We start from the raw sequence: 15,127 nt of genomic DNA, 5'->3' as shown, positions 1-15,127 counted from the left end.
CAGAGGGAGTGCAGCAACGTTGCTACTACAGCACAGCGCTGGCTCTGTAACGCAGGTACAGGAGAAACACCATGCCTCAAATTATTAATACCAACATTGCCTCTATTAACGCGCAGCGCAATCTGGATAAATCCCAGTCTGCCAACCAACAGGCTCTGCAACGTTTATCTTCTGGTCTGCGTATTAACAGTGCCAAAGATGACGCCGCGGGTCTGGCGATTTCTACCCGTTTCACATCTCAGATCAAAGGTCTGAATGTGGCCGTGCGTAACGCCGGTGACGGTATCGCACTGGCTCAGACGGCTGAAGGTGCGCTGGGTTCTATGAACGACAACCTGCAGCGTATCCGTGAACTGGCGGTACAGTCTGCTAACGCCACCAACTCCGACGTTGACCGTGAAGCTCTTCAGGCTGAGGTTGATCAGCTGGTTGCTGAAATTTCACGTACTGCTGATGAAACCGACTTCAACGGCCGTAAACTGCTGGACGGTTCTTTCAAAGCAACCTTCCAGATCGGTGCTAACGCTGGTCAGACTGTGGACGTATCCATTGCCGAACTGACGGCCAGCAAGCTGGGTTCCAGCAAAGAAAGCGGTATCAGTGCCATCGGTACTGACAACGCGCTGGCTAACGGCGACCTGATCATTAACGGTGTAGCGATTACCGCTTCCCGTGCAGAAGACGATTCTGCTTCCACCAGTGGTGCGGATGCTTCCGCTATCTCCAAAGCGGCTGCAGTAAACCGTCACTCCGCAGAGACCGGTGTGTCTGCGCAGGTGAATGAAAACACTGTTTCCGGTTCTGAAATGACGGCTTCTGCTGCCAGCGGAACCATCAGCCTGAACGGTGTGAACATTGATATTCAAACCTCTAACGATGGCTCTACTACCCGTGCCTCGGTACTGGAAGCGATTAACGCTGTGTCTGATCAGACCGGTGTTGTTGCGGTTGATACCGGCTTCGATAAAGGTGGTGTGCAGCTGGTTGCCGCTGATGGCCGTAACGTTGACATCAACCTGGGCACTCTGAGTGCCGCTCAGACTGGTCTGGCTGCTACCGGCGTGTACGAAGGTGGTTTCACTCTGATCGCCGATGGTGACGTGAAAGAAATCGTGATCGAAGGTGGTAACGGTACCGGTAACGGCGACCTGTCCAATGCTGGTCTGGTTGCAGGTACTTATGAATCAGGTCAGGCCAGTGTGGTCAGCGATGCCCAGACTCAGGATATCTCTGCCGCGAACGCAACCCCTGCCGGTACTTTCGTCAGTGTTGCCAGCGCAGCAGCATCCGGTTTCGATACCACCACTTCTATTGGCTATGAAGTAACCGTTAACGGTGCTACTTCCATCGGTACTATGGCCAGTGGTGGTTTCGTGAACAACCTGGCAGCAGCCATCTCCAATGTGGCCGGTGTGACCGCTTATGAAAGCGTCAAACTGACTGTCACTATGGCAACTACCGCGACAGCCATTGAGCTGGGTACCGGTACCAGTGGTGCGATGATCAGCTTCACTGCGGGTTCAACCGCAACCGTTGCTGCACAGAATGCTGCTGATGCAATCAACGCCCGTGACTTCTCTGCTGAGAATCTGGATGTAAGCGCTACCGTAAACTCTGCCGGTGCACTGGTTCTGGATGTGAAGAACTTCTCCACAACCACAGCAGGCTCTGCGGGTCTGGTGGTATTCGATACTTCAGGCGCGATTGGTAACGTAGCGGTGGGCACTAACGCTGCTGCTGCATTCCAGGCTTCCGGTACTAACAATATTGTACAGGGCTCTCTGGCCTTCCAGTCTGACGACGGTACTAAAGTGACTGTTGCTCTGTCTGATCCGGATGATGCCGGCCAGTTACTGGCATCAGGCACCACCAGTGTGACCACTGCTTATGATGGTGTGAATGGTCTGAAAGACGGTGACCTGACCATTAACGGCGTCAGTATCAAAGCTGCAGAAACCAGCGAAGATAAGGCGAGTGCCGAGTTTGCATCTGACGGTTCCCGTATCCTGTCGTCCAACAAAACCTTGTCCGGTATCGCTGTCGCCGCCGCGATCAATGAAGTATCGGATGAGACTGGTGTGCAGGCGACTGTGAATCCAACCGAAGTTGTTGGTGGTACTGCGGTGACCCAGGCAGAGGCGAATGCCTTCGAGAATGGTGATCAGGCTGGTATCTACATCAACGGTGTGTCTCTTGGTTCGGTAACCCTGCAGACTGATTCCGGCGGTAACATTGATTACGCTAAATCCCGTGCTGATGCGATTGCACTGATCAATCAGAGCGCAGGTCAGACCGGTGTTACTGCAATCGATAACGGTGAGTCTATCTCTCTGACCGCTGCCGATGGCCGCAACATCTCGATCGCGATTGATGATAAGTCTGGTTCTTCATCTTCAATCGGTCGTGTATTCGGTCTGGACTCTGCGGTAGAGGGTATCGGTGAAGCGACCTTTGGTCAGGGTGGTACAAGTACTAAGTCTTCTGTTGAAGCAGATACTTACGAAACTACTTACTCAACCGTGAAACTGACTTCTGCGAAAGAAATTGAAGTCAACGTCGGCAGCAACGGTAATACCGAGCTTGAAGCTCTGGGCTTCAACACCGGTACTTACGGTGGTGGCGAAAACGGTCAGTTCCTGACAGAGATCGATATTTCGACCTTCGAAGGTGCGACTGCTGCGATCACTGCGATCGACAACGCGATTGGTCAGGTGGCCAGCCAGCGTGCCGACCTCGGTGCGATCCAGAACCGTATGAGCTCTACTGTAAGTAACCTGCAGGTGACCTCTGAGAACCTGAACTCCGCGAACTCACGGATTCAGGATGCGGACTTCGCGGCTGAAACCGCCGAGCTGTCCCGTACTCAGGTACTGCAGCAGGCAGGTATCTCGGTTCTGGCTCAGGCGAACGCTGCCGGTCAGCAGGTTCTGTCTCTTCTGGGATAATAGCGGACTGATGGGGAAGGCCAGCCTTCCCCAGGCTGCTTAACCAAGAACCTGAGAGGTGACTTATGAACGAGCTGAAATTGAATGTGGTAGACCATACAGCTGTATCACCCTCAGCTACAGCCGGAAAGAAAGCTTACGCCAAGGCGGCAAGTGATCCGGTTGCAGGTTCCGATAGCGGCAAGTCTTTGCCGGTTGGAACTGAGAAAGTTGCGGAACTGAATAAGGACCAGGTCAGAGAAGCAATTTCCCGTATCAATGAGTATGTACAGCAAACTGAAAGAACACTGGATTTCCAGTTGGACGAAGATAGCGGCAAGACCATTATCCGCGTCTATGACCGGGCGTCATCGGAACTGATCCGACAGATTCCCAGTGAGCTGGCTCTGGAACTGGCGCAGAAATTGAATGATGAAGAACCATCTTTATTGTTCAGCGCACAAGTTTAGGTGATCAGTGTATGGGTTAGGTAAACAACCCTTCAGAAAACCCTGCATTGGCCGATAAAGCCAGTACAGGGTTTTTTGTTTCAGGGCCATCTACGCTTGATACAGACCGGATGGTTCGGTAACACGGGGGAACAGGTATGGCGTCCATAGAATCACTGGGATTAGGGTCTGGAGTTCTGACCACTGATCTGGTGGAAAAAATCATCAGTGCAGAGAAAGAAGCGACCTCGCTGCGTCTGGATAGCCGTCAGCAGCTGGTGGAAGCCAAAATCACCGCCTATGGTGAAATTCAGTCGATGATGGCGAAGGTACAGTCTGCGGCCAACAGCTTATCCAGCCCGAGTCTGGTAAGTTCAACCACGGCGACTTCGTCTGATGAAGATATTCTGACCGCAACAACTTCCAGTCTGTCTGAGCCGGGCACTTATAACGTCGAAGTGCTGAACACGGCTAAATCCCATTCCCTGGCAACACAAACCTACAGCAGCTTTGACGAAATTATTGGCACCGGAAAACTGGTATTCACCTTTGGTGATATCACCTATGGCGCCGGCGGAAATTTTGTCAGCCAGGACCTGAATCCGGATCGTCTCGGCAAAACCATTACCATTGACGACTCCAACCGCACCCTCAGTGGTATCCGCGACGCGATCAATAATGCCGATATGGGTGTAACCGCCAGTATCATCAACGATGGAAGCGGCTATCGTCTGCTGATGACCTCGGAAGAAACTGGGGCTGAAAATGCCATGCGTATTGTCGCGCTGGACGAGTCTGGCGCCATGCTCAGTGGCGGGCTGGGAGCGCTGGCATTTAATGAAAACCAGAACACTGCTGCCAATATGAGCCAGACCAGCCGCGGCGAAGACGCGCAGCTGAATGTTAACGGCCTGACCATTACCCGCAGCAGTAACTCCGTAGATGAAGTGATTAAAGGGGTGACCCTTAATCTTAAAAATGCCGATGTCGGTAAAAACATAAGCGTTACAGTCAGTGCCGATACCGATAAGCTGGCCGAAAGTATTCAGGGCTTTGTCGATGCCTATAACGAGCTGAAAAGCTTTGTCGATGATCTGTCCGGTTATGATGCTGATAAACGACAGGCGGGGCTGTTGCTGGGGGATTCGACAATTCGCAGCATGATGTCGCAGATCCGCGCCATGATCAGTGAGCCCATTGTTGGCTTAACCGGTAAATACCGTTCGCTGACTGAGCTTGGGGTTGATACTAACCGGGATAATGACTACCAGCTGGATTTTAATACCACCAAATTCAAAAAAGCGATGGCCGAAGACCGGGCGTCTATTGTGGGCCTGCTGGCTAAATCCGGTACCACCACCGACAGCCAGATTACCTACGTTAACGACTCTATCAATACCAAGCCAGGCACCTATGACGTCAACATTACTCAGTTAGCGAGTCAGGCTAAATACGTTGGTGGATCACTGTCTTCGCTGGATTTTTCTTCACCGGTTGTGATTGACGAAAGCAACGATAATTTCCGTATTAACGTAAATGGCCAGACAGCCAGTATTGAACTTACCCATGGCAGTTACAGCTCTGGTGAGGATCTGGCTAAGCAATTGGCGCTGCAGATTAACAGCAGTGAAACCCTGTCTAAATATGGGCACAGTGTTTCTGTTGATTACAGTGCCACGGATAAAAATTTTTCCATTACCTCAAACAAATACGGCTCTGAGTCGCAGGTGTATTTTGCGGCTGTCGATCCTAATCTGGCCAACACACTGGGCTTTAATAAGCTCGGTCAGGGGACCTATAAAGGCGTCGAACTGACCACACTGAATGCCGAAGCTTTTAATGGCAAAGGCGCCACGACTCAGATCGGCAATACGTCAGTGTCAGCCAGTACCGGAATCAATTTTTCGGTCAGCAACGCCACCTTTTCTCTTGATGTTGATGGAAATGGTCCGGTAGCAGTGGTGGTTAATCAGAATGCCAATGGCCAGGATCTGAATGGTGACGGGGTATTTGGTGACAGAAAAGATACCCTGCAGGCTATCCAGACTGCCATCGATGCAACCGCTCTGAATGGTCAGGTAACGGCGTCGTTTGATGATAACGGTTATCTGATTTTTGAGACCGTTGCTGAGGGCACTGCACGCAGTATTGAGCTGACAGCTGTTGGCAGTAATACCACGGATGTACAGCTGGGTCTTAATGGTACTCAGGGCGTACAGACTAACGGTAAAGATCCGGGCCTGACCTTTGGCTCACCGGTTGAATTTAATGTACAGGTCGATGGGATCGAAAGTGCTACCAAGGTTTCTGTGCCGGCCGGTACCTATGCGACAGGCGATGCCTTAGCAGCAGAAATTCAGAATCAGTTAAATATTACGCTGGCCGGTGATGCTAATTTTGCCGGTGCGGTTAAAGGTGCGGAAACCGCAACGGCAACCCGTGATATCAGCACCAATATTGATTTTTCCACAACTAATGCCGGCTTTCGTCTGAATGTGTCGGGTGTGGAAAAAGATGTGCTGGTTAACAGCGATTCCGGTGACAATATCGTGGATATTCAGACCGCACTGGATAATGCTTTTGGTGCTGGAGTGGTCAGTGCCAGTCTGGATGGAACCGGGCTGAAATTAACTACGGTAGCAACCGGGCACGAAGAATATATTGAAGTTGTCAGCGACGGCCGCGGCGCGCAAAGCAGCAGCTTTGCTGATATTTCTGCCGGTATTGATTTCAGTGGCGGGCAGAATGCAACCTTCACCCTGACGCTGGATGGCGTCGATATCAATGTGGATGTAAACGGCGATGGCACAACCGGCAGTAATAATGCCGACTCCAATCTGATCGTTATCCAGCAGGCGCTGGATACTGCACTGGCTGCGACCGGGCAATTTGCTGCCGGAGATGTGAAAGCCCGTGTTGATGGCAGTGGCCAGCTGTACTTTGAAACCCAGAGTAAAGACGGTGTTAAAACCGCGGCGACCTTTGGCTCCGGAGCTGCTCTGGAAATTAAAAATCTGGGTGGCACCGCCGTAAGCTCACTGGGTCTTGCGGCTGAAACTGTCAGCAATGGTTATGATGGACTTGGCCTGACCGACACCTCCAGAACCTTTGGCTACGATCTGGATGCAGTGGTTGATTATGTTTACGATCCGGAATCAGATCTTGGCTCCCTGAATATCACCATTGGTGGTCAGGGCACAGCCGTTGGTTTTACCGGACTGGACAGTTCGTCTATTGCTTTCCTCGGTCTGCAGGATGTCAGCCAGTACTCGCCCTCAACGGCTAAAGGCAAAGACGTTGCCGGTACCATTAACGGCATAGAAGCAACGGGTAACGGCCAGTTCCTGCGAGCCGTTGATGGTAATGTGAAAGCCAGTAACGGTTATTACATCGGTAATGAAGCGGCGGACTTTTCGACCCCGGTGAATATCGATGCAACCAATAACACTTTTAAGATCAAGATCGATGGTGTTGAAGCCGAGGTGACATTAAATCAGCCTGCGACTTATAACAGTGGCGCAACGCTGGCGCAGGCATTGCAACAGGCGATTAATGATACCGCGGCATTTAAAGATGAAAGCATTGCCGTCAAAGTGGAATTCACCAGCGATCCGGCATCCTTTGCAAATAATAAATTCGGCATTATTTCAGCTTCAACCGGTGCATCGTCATCTGTTGAAATGACGGATTTCTCCAATGAAGCGGCGGCCATTTTTGGTTTTGTTCGCGGTGCCGGGGATGGTGAGCCGGGTAAAGATCAGGTGGGTACGATCGATGATGCTTCCGGTCTGCGTCTGAAAATTACCGGTGGCAATATCGGCGAGCGCGGTAGCGTTACCTATATCACCGGTTTTGGCGATCAGCTGAAAGATATTATGGACAGTTTCCTTAATGGCCAGAAAAGCGTCATCGGGGTTAAACAGTCGGGGCTGGATGATGAACTGGAAGCGGTGGATAAAGACCGTGACCGGATGGAAGCACGTATTTCTGCGCAGGAAGCCAGACTTAAAGCCCAGTTCCTGTACAACGATTCCATCATTCAGACGCTCAATACCACGCTGGATTATGTGAAGCAGCAGTTTGAAGCAATGAATAACTCCAAGAAATAACCCCTGACCCGGACAGGGACGTCGCGGGCTATACCTGAATGTGAGATATATCGCACATAAGATTAGATTGGCAAATTGCGCCACCCTGGTACAGAATGCCTGAGTACTTAGTTGAACCGGTCACATCGGTTCGGCAGGAGTTCCACTTTTAGGGCAGGGATGTGCCATGTCAGACCATAATAAACAACTCGTAGAGCATTTTATTAATCTGTCCTGGAATACCGGACGTTTCAGTCTGTTGCGTCAGATTGCCACCCCCGATTTTGTTTACCATACGACGTTTGCTGAAGGGTTTAAGAACATTGATTCCTTCGTCGAATACGTCAAACAAATTCGCACTTCCATCGTCGATCTTGATGTCTCCATTGAAGAAATCATGGCGGAAGGTGATCGCGTTATAACGATATCGACATTCAGTGGATCTTTTCAGAAGCCACTGTTTGGTTTTCCCCCAAATAATAAAGTTATTGGCTTCAGTGCGGTGTCTACCTGGGAAATTCGCCGGGGAAGAGTCTGCAGCCAGAATACGCTGGTCGATCTGGCCGGGCTGCAGCGTCAGATGGCTCAGGACTGGGGAAACGGCCCGGTACGGGCAGCCGGATAAAAGCTTTGTGTCGTGATTGTCAGCCAATAAAAAAGAGCGCCCAGGGCGCTCTTTTTTTGCATCTGAATGGCTGTTTTCTCAGCTGGCTACTGCGAACTCGCAGGGTGGCAGGCGGGATGTATGCTCACGGATCATCTGCTTAGCGCTCTGACCGCAGCAGCCGCAGTCGGTACCAACGCCCAGCTTCTGACGGATCTGGGCATAACTGTCGCCTTGCTCGACAGCCTGCTCAATCTGTTGCTGGGTAACGGCTTTGCACAAACATACGTACATGGTAATCAAATCCGGATGCGAATCACTTTGATTTGTAATTTAATCTTAATGCGAAGGATTTGCAATAGCCTTATTAGATATTTCCTATCTACGTCATAAGCAGTAGCAACATCCAGAGCAGCCATGGTTTCAATCACCACCTGTAGCCGCTGTGCTCTTCAGGCCCCGGCTGAGCTGTCTTGCTGCGCGGTCTCAGCCTGAAACACACTCGCATCTGGCTCCTGACTTCTGTAAAATGCTGCCTCTTTTTTGTCGCCAGCGCCCTGAGCGCCGGCCGTACTGACTCCGACCGGCCTGTCTGCCGGATGACAACAGGGTATTACATTGGAAATTAATCCGATCCTCGAAACCATCAAAGACCTGAAAGCGCGCACCGACGTGCTTAGGGGGTATCTTTGACTACGCCAACAAGCTTGAGCGTCTGGAAGAAGTAGAACAGGAACTGTCACAGGGCGACGTCTGGGATAACCCGGAACGTGCGCAGGAGCTGGGCAAAGAACGCTCAGCTCTGGAAAATGTGGTCAAAACCATTGATACCCTGGATACCGGCCTGAGTGACGCCCGTGACCTGCTGGACATGGCTGTTGAGGAAAATGACGAAAACTCGGTAGAAGATATCCGCGCCGAACTTGCTGCCTTGCAGAAAGAACTGGAAGTGCTGGAATTCCGCCGTATGTTCTCCGGCGAACTGGACCCGAACAACTGCTACGTTGAAATCCAGTCCGGCTCCGGCGGCACTGAAGCCCAGGATTGGGCGAATATGATGCTGCGTATGTACCTGCGCTGGATCGAAGCGCATGGCTTCAAAGGCGAGCTGATGGAAGTGTCTGAAGGCGAAGTCGCGGGCATCAAAGGCGCCACTATCCGCGTCGAAGGTGAGTATGCCTACGGCTGGTTACGTACCGAAACCGGTGTACACCGTCTGGTGCGTAAGAGCCCGTTTGACTCAGGCAACCGTCGCCATACGTCATTCTCATCGGTGTTCGTATCTCCGGAAGTGGACGATAACATTGACATCGAGATTAACCCGGCCGACCTGCGTATCGACGTTTACCGCGCCTCCGGTGCCGGTGGTCAGCACGTTAACCGGACAGAATCTGCAGTGCGTATTACTCACTTGCCGACCAATATTGTGACTCAGTGTCAGAACGACCGTTCGCAGCACAAGAACAAAGACCAGGCGATGAAACAGCTGAAAGCCAAGCTGTATGAGCTGGAAATGCAGAAACGTAATGCTGAGGCTCAGGCGCTGGAAGATACCAAGTCGGATATCGGCTGGGGCAGCCAGATCCGTTCTTACGTGCTTGACGATGCCCGTATCAAAGACCTGCGTACCGGGGTTGAAACCCGCAATACCCAGGCGGTACTGGACGGCGACCTTGACCAGTTTATCGAAGCCAGCCTGAAAAAAGGCCTGTAACCACACGCTTCGTATCATCTAATTTTTAGGGTAACACCATGACAGACAACAAAGTGACCGAGCAGCCAGCTCAGGATGAGAACAAACTGATCGCCGAGCGCCGCGCCAAGCTCGAACAGCTGCGCAGCAACTGCAAATCGAATGCTCACCCGAACGATTTCCGTCGTGAACATCTGGCCGGTGAACTGAAAGCCGAACATGGCAGCAAGAGTCAGGAAGAACTGGCCGCTGCCGGTATCCGTGTTGCTGTTGCCGGTCGAGTGATGCGCCGCGGTGGTCCTTTTGTGGGGATTCAGGACAGCACCGGCTCGATCCAGATTTACATGGCCAAAGGCATGCAGAAAGAAAGCGAAGCCTGGCAGGTTCTGGATCTGGGCGACATCGTTGCCGGCTCCGGTACATTACACCTGTCCGGTAAAGGCGAGCTGTATGTCGATATCGACGAGCTCAGCAACTTCCGCATCCTGACCAAGGCACTGCGTCCGCTGCCGGATAAATTCCACGGCCTGGCCGATCAGGAAATGAAATACCGTCAGCGTTATGTTGACCTGATCATTAACGAAGATACCCGTCGTACCTTCCTGATCCGCTCAAAAATTATTGAAGGTATCCGTTACTTCCTGTCGCAGCGCGGCTTTATGGAAGTGGAAACCCCGATGCTGCAAACCATTCCCGGTGGCGCTTCGGCCAAGCCGTTTGAAACTCACCACAATGCACTGGGCATCGATATGTTCCTGCGTATTGCGCCGGAGCTGTACCTGAAACGTCTGGTGGTGGGCGGTTTTGACCGCGTGTTCGAGATTAACCGTAACTTCCGTAACGAAGGTCTGAGCACCCGTCATAATCCTGAATTCACCATGATCGAGTTCTATCAGGCCTATGCCGATTACCGCGACATGATGGATACCACCGAAGCCATGCTGCGCTTCCTGGCGGAAAGCGTACTCGGTACCACCACGCTGGAATACGGTGATGCGACCTACGACTTTGCCCAGCCATTTACCCGTATGAGCATGGTCGATGCCATTCTCAAATATAATCCGGAAATGGACGCGGCTGTTCTGCGCGATGCTGAAAACAACATCGAAATCCTGAAAGAGTATGCCCGCAGCGTGGGTATCCATCTGGGGCCGAAAGAAGCAGGCTGGGGTGCCGGTAAGCTGGTGTGTGAAATTTTTGAAGCCACCGCCGAAGAGAAGCTGGATCAGCCGACCTTTATTACCGAATATCCGTGGGAAGTGTCACCACTGGCGCGTCGCAATGACGACAACCCGTTTGTGACCGACCGCTTTGAATTCTTTGTTGGCGGACGTGAGCTGGCCAATGGCTTCTCCGAGCTTAACGATGCTGAAGATCAGGCTGCCCGTTTCCGTAAGCAGGTTGAAGAAAAAGACGCCGGCGACGATGAAGCGATGCACTACGACGAAGACTACGTACGCGCGCTGGAATACGGTCTGCCACCAACGGCCGGTGAAGGTATTGGTATCGACCGTCTGGTGATGCTGTTTACCAACAGCCACACCATTAAAGACGTTATTCTGTTCCCGCACATGAAGCCTCTGGCGGATTAACACTGAGCAGACGATAACAACAGGCAGCTTCGGCTGCCTGTTTTGTTAGGGCCTGTTGCCACAGACAACCCGGACAGTTAACAGACAGTTTTTAAGGATATTAATCATGGGAAAAGCCGGAGAATTACATCCATCCTGGCAGGCAGTGCTTGGTTCTGAACTGGAGCAGCCTTATATGCATAATCTGCGTGAATTTCTCAAGGCAGAGAAGGCGGCGGGTAAGGTTATCTTCCCTCCGGGTCCACAGATTTTTAATGCATTTAATCACACGCCGTTTCAGCAGGTGCGTGTGGTGATTATTGGCCAGGACCCGTACCACGGTCCGGGGCAGGCCCATGGTTTAAGTTTTTCGGTACAGCCCGGGGTAAAAATTCCACCGTCACTGGTGAATATTTTTAAAGAAATTGAAGGTGATCTGGGGCTGCGTATGAGCGGCAGTGGTGATCTGACACCATGGGCTGATCAGGGCGTTTTATTATTGAATGCAACGCTGACGGTGGAACAGGCCAATGCCGGTTCACATCAGGGTAAGGGCTGGGAGCAGTTTACTGATGCTGCTATCCGTGCGCTGAATGAGCAGCGTGAAGGGCTGGTATTTGTCCTCTGGGGCAGTTATGCGCAGAAAAAAGGTGCCGTGATTGATCCGCAAAAGCACCTGGTGCTGAAGTCGGTGCATCCTTCACCGTTATCTGCGCACCGCGGCTTTTTTGGTAATCGCCAGTTCTCACGTATTAACGATTACCTTATTTCCCGTGGTGAAGCACCGATACAGTGGCAGCTTTAAGCGCAGGAAAATAAAACGCAGGATTTAGGGAGCGCGGCCAGATGGCAGCTCAGGTTCTGCTGTCATCTGGCCGTTTTTATGGTTTACGCGCATAAAACTGATACATACCGGCAAATAACTGCGGATTATTCTGCTCCAGTGTGTGCCATTCTGCGGCGGTAAGCCGGCTGCTGTGTTTACCTGTAAGGCTGAGTAATTCCTGCGATTCAGGGGGCGGCAGCATGCCAATCCATTCCAGTCCGGCACTGGCCAGAAAATCTTCTAATTCCAGTACATCAAACACATGCTCCTGCTCATGAAACAGCAGGTCGCGACAGGCGCTCAGACTGTAAAAGTCCGGTGAGTTATAGATCTCAGTCCAGTCACCTTCAATCGAACTTTGTAATAAAGCTTCACGTACCAGACGCATTTCTGCAGGTTTTCCTGGTTGTTTATTTCCCCAGAGTTTGCGCAATTCACTGATCTGACGGCGTGCAGTTGCGCTGTAAAGGGCAAGCTTAATAACTCCACCGGATTTCAGTTTCTGTGTCAGTGCCTGCAGGCCAGTGACAGGAGAGTGCATATGATGTAAAACGCCGGAACATTCAATTACATCAAAGGTTTCGTGGAGCTTATCAAGCTGCAGAATATCCCCCTGAATAAACTGAATATTACGTTTGTGGCGCTTTTCTGCCTGATATTTCGCATAAGCCAGTGCGCTGTAACTCAGATCCAGTGCGCAGACTTTTACCTGCGTGAAATATTGTGCAAGACGGATTGCATGGCGGCCAGTGCCGCAGCCGGCAACCAGAATATCAAGGGAGCCGCCGTCAGCTTGAGCGAGCAGTCCGTGCTCAGGGAATGCTGCCTGTAAAGCCGCCCGGTAATTACCCGGTTGGCTGTACCCGATGTCTGTCCAGCGGGGATAGGGGTTTTGATTGTACTGCTGTTGCACTTTTCGTGAGGTGTTGTCGGCACTTTCCCCTAACGCCGGAATACTGTTAATAATGCTGTTCAGATTCTGTTGCTCAGTAATCGCCTGACGTATAAGGCTATCCATTACTTTTGGCCACTGCAGTTTTTTACTGCTTAACGCCGGAAAAAATTCGCACTGAATTAATGGTTTATACATTTGCAGCAGCAACAGAGCCGGATAGATGTCATCTGCTGTCAGCTCATCAATACTCAGCATCTTTGTGCACAGTATTTCCAGTTGCTGTACCAGAGCTTCTTCCTGTGAGGTTATATACCAGACAGATTCATTTAATGAGCATTGGTATGCCAATGCTGAGACCAGTGGCAGCAGATCTTTTTTAATAGCAAGGTTGCTGCTGCAGGACAGTAACAAAGACTTTCTCAGAGTCAGCAGCAAGCGCTCAATTAATGGATCGCAAAAATAAAAGCGCGTCAGTGCCTGTAGTAATAGGTTGTCGTTGGCAATGGTTTCCAGTTCAAGCGGGCACCCGGCTTCAGATAAGCGTAATTTATGTTTCAGCAGTGATGTGGTCAGACTGCGTAACTGGCTGTGATCACTATCGGTAAAATCGAAGTAGCGTAACAGATCCTGTTCCAGCTCCTCTGAATAAAAGTCCGCTATAACGTGGGAAGCAGACTCAAATAATTTACTGCGGATCTGCTTGTCGCGTGACTGGGTTTTGATCAGTTCACGGTAATGGCGGAAAGCTTCAACATAATCTCCCTGCAGTAATTTTACGTGGGCGAGGAAATTAGCTGCTTTAGTGGCCACCCGCGATATACGACAGGAGCGGGTGAAATAATCTTCGGCTTTATCGAGCTGATGTTGGTTCAGAGCGATATGGCCAGCGCTGTACAGCAGGCTGGCACTGTCAGGCTTTATGCTCAGGCCGCGATTAACCCAGTACTCTGCAGCGCTGACATGCTGACGCTGCAGTTCGATACGGGCAAGAAGGTTTAATCCGGCAAGGTTGTCAGGCCGCAGCTGCTGTGCTGCTTCAGCCAGAGCACAGGCTTCCTGCAGCAGGTGCTCATCCTGCTGTGCAACAGCATCGCTGTACAGCTTGCTCGCCAGTTCGTACAGGTGGCGGTGTTCCCCTGTACCACTGCGGGCGACGGTCTGTAGTTGTGCGCTAGCCATAATAAAGCCTCGTTAAAAAATGCACTGACAATTTCTCTGTCAGCATAATGTGTGCCATTTTGTAAGTGATTGAATAGTAAGGGGTTTGTCTATTTTTATAGCGGCAACAATGGGTGGCTATGGTTGCCGTCCGGCGAGGCATTGCCGTTTTTATGGAATACTGGAGTGGCTCTGTTGGTGTGTAAGGAATGAAACAGAGGCTAAAGATATTCTCCATGCGGCCGTAACATTGGTAACAGGCTTTTGCGAATTCAGGAGACGTGACATGTATAAGAGCGGTGCTAAGCAATATCAGCAGGTTAATGTGACTTCCGAAGTATTGGATGCAGACCCTCATCGCCTGATTCAATTGCTGATGGAGGCAGCGCTGACGCGTATGTCACAGGCGAAAGGAGCGATTGAGCGTAAAGAGATGGATACCAAAGCCAATCTGCTGGGACGGGTAATGGAAATTATCCAGACTCTGCAGGGCAGTCTGGACCACTCGGCCGGCGGTGAACTGGCGCAGAATCTTGACCGTCTTTATGACTATATGAATCGCCGACTATTGGAAGCCACCAGTCAGAACAACCTGGCGATGATTGATGAAGTGATGAGCCTGTTACTGGAAGTTAAACAGGGCTGGGATGGTATCCGTCAGGAATATCTGCAAAGTCTGAATGGCACAACTGCATCACCTTCTGTTAATTCTGTCAGCGATGTTCGCCTGGAAAGCCATATTTCTGTCTGAAATTTAATCATTTCCCTTCGGAATCCCGGCGCAATTTGTTCACGGTGGACAGATTGTGCCTTGTCTTTTGACGACACCTTCAGCTATAAATGCCCCCAGCGTGAATGCTTAACAACAAATTATTATTTAACGTCAGAAGTTTGACTTGCTTATGGATTGCTACTTAAC

10 protein-coding genes are annotated in these 15,127 nt (G+C 51.1%); 8 read left to right on the top strand and 2 right to left on the bottom strand.

Going from position 1 to position 15,127, the window contains the following annotated elements; translation table 11 throughout:
* The first annotated feature begins 71 nt into the window (after nucleotides 1-71).
* The 4 genes from MT343_RS13640 (at nucleotide 72) to MT343_RS13625 (ending at nucleotide 8,086) form a co-directional block, all read left to right on the top strand.
* Entirely contained in the window at nucleotides 72-2,945 is a 2,874-nt protein-coding gene (locus MT343_RS13640) for a flagellin N-terminal helical domain-containing protein (protein WP_145465815.1), read from the top strand.
* Between the two features lie 65 nt (nucleotides 2,946-3,010).
* Nucleotides 3,011-3,394, top strand: coding sequence for a flagellar protein FlaG (locus tag MT343_RS13635; RefSeq protein WP_145465814.1), 384 nt, complete (start codon nucleotides 3,011-3,013; stop codon nucleotides 3,392-3,394).
* 137 nt (nucleotides 3,395-3,531) lie between these two features.
* Nucleotides 3,532-7,482 carry a flagellar filament capping protein FliD gene (gene fliD / locus MT343_RS13630; protein ID WP_145465813.1) on the top strand — a complete coding sequence of 1,317 codons (3,951 nt, stop codon included), beginning with the start codon at nucleotides 3,532-3,534 and terminating at the stop codon, nucleotides 7,480-7,482.
* Between the two features lie 166 nt (nucleotides 7,483-7,648).
* Nucleotides 7,649-8,086 carry an ester cyclase gene (locus MT343_RS13625; protein WP_145465812.1) on the top strand — a complete coding sequence of 146 codons (438 nt, stop codon included), beginning with the start codon at nucleotides 7,649-7,651 and terminating at the stop codon, nucleotides 8,084-8,086.
* Between the two features lie 78 nt (nucleotides 8,087-8,164).
* Here MT343_RS13625 and MT343_RS13620 read toward each other — a convergent pair whose 3' ends face one another.
* Nucleotides 8,165-8,359 carry a (2Fe-2S)-binding protein gene (locus MT343_RS13620; RefSeq protein ID WP_145465811.1) on the bottom strand — a complete coding sequence of 65 codons (195 nt, stop codon included), beginning with the start codon at nucleotides 8,357-8,359 and terminating at the stop codon, nucleotides 8,165-8,167.
* 324 nt (nucleotides 8,360-8,683) lie between these two features.
* Between MT343_RS13620 and prfB the strand changes: the two genes are divergently transcribed.
* The 3 genes from prfB to ung all read left to right on the top strand — a co-directional run bounded on the left by prfB (nucleotide 8,684) and on the right by ung (nucleotide 12,134).
* Nucleotides 8,684-9,779, top strand: a protein-coding gene (gene prfB / locus MT343_RS13615) for a peptide chain release factor 2 (protein ID WP_145465810.1) whose coding sequence is annotated in 2 segments (ribosomal slippage) — nucleotides 8,684-8,755 and nucleotides 8,757-9,779 — 1,095 coding nt in all. Because the reading frame shifts where the segments join, the coding sequence is not laid out codon by codon here.
* Between the two features lie 38 nt (nucleotides 9,780-9,817).
* Entirely contained in the window at nucleotides 9,818-11,350 is a 1,533-nt protein-coding gene (gene lysS / locus MT343_RS13610; RefSeq protein ID WP_222428424.1) for a lysine--tRNA ligase, read from the top strand.
* 106 nt (nucleotides 11,351-11,456) lie between these two features.
* Nucleotides 11,457-12,134, top strand: coding sequence for a uracil-DNA glycosylase (gene ung / locus MT343_RS13605; RefSeq protein WP_145465809.1), 678 nt, complete (start codon nucleotides 11,457-11,459; stop codon nucleotides 12,132-12,134).
* 76 nt (nucleotides 12,135-12,210) lie between these two features.
* Here the strand turns inward: ung and MT343_RS13600 are convergent, their stop codons facing one another.
* Nucleotides 12,211-14,229: a class I SAM-dependent methyltransferase gene (locus MT343_RS13600; protein ID WP_145465808.1), complete on the bottom strand. Its 2,019-nt coding sequence runs from the start codon at nucleotides 14,227-14,229 to the stop codon at nucleotides 12,211-12,213.
* A gap of 265 nt (nucleotides 14,230-14,494) precedes the next feature.
* Between MT343_RS13600 and fliS the strand changes: the two genes are divergently transcribed.
* On the top strand, nucleotides 14,495-14,959 hold the full coding sequence (gene fliS / locus MT343_RS13595) for a flagellar export chaperone FliS (protein ID WP_145465807.1): 465 nt from the start codon (nucleotides 14,495-14,497) through the stop codon (nucleotides 14,957-14,959).
* Nucleotides 14,960-15,127 lie beyond the last annotated feature (168 nt).

Source organism: Venatorbacter sp. C2-1, assembly GCF_022832715.1.
GTDB lineage: Bacteria > Pseudomonadota > Gammaproteobacteria > Pseudomonadales > Oceanobacteraceae > Venatoribacter > Venatoribacter alkanivorans.
The sequence above is the reverse complement of the archived record's forward strand: the minus strand, read 5'-3'. Positions and strand labels throughout refer to the sequence as shown.

What these genes read in the sequence shown, in the direction of transcription:
- MT343_RS13640 (WP_145465815.1), top strand. Translation starts at nt 72, where the DNA reads ATGCCTCAAATTATTAATACCAACATTGCCTCTATTAACGCGCAGCGC.
- MT343_RS13635 (WP_145465814.1), top strand. Translation starts at nt 3,011, where the DNA reads ATGAACGAGCTGAAATTGAATGTGGTAGACCATACAGCTGTATCACCC.
- fliD (WP_145465813.1), top strand. Translation starts at nt 3,532, where the DNA reads ATGGCGTCCATAGAATCACTGGGATTAGGGTCTGGAGTTCTGACCACT.
- MT343_RS13625 (WP_145465812.1), top strand. Translation starts at nt 7,649, where the DNA reads ATGTCAGACCATAATAAACAACTCGTAGAGCATTTTATTAATCTGTCC.
- MT343_RS13620 (WP_145465811.1), bottom strand. Translation starts at nt 8,359, where the DNA reads ATGTACGTATGTTTGTGCAAAGCCGTTACCCAGCAACAGATTGAGCAG.
- lysS (WP_222428424.1), top strand. Translation starts at nt 9,818, where the DNA reads ATGACAGACAACAAAGTGACCGAGCAGCCAGCTCAGGATGAGAACAAA.
- ung (WP_145465809.1), top strand. Translation starts at nt 11,457, where the DNA reads ATGGGAAAAGCCGGAGAATTACATCCATCCTGGCAGGCAGTGCTTGGT.
- MT343_RS13600 (WP_145465808.1), bottom strand. Translation starts at nt 14,229, where the DNA reads ATGGCTAGCGCACAACTACAGACCGTCGCCCGCAGTGGTACAGGGGAA.
- fliS (WP_145465807.1), top strand. Translation starts at nt 14,495, where the DNA reads ATGTATAAGAGCGGTGCTAAGCAATATCAGCAGGTTAATGTGACTTCC.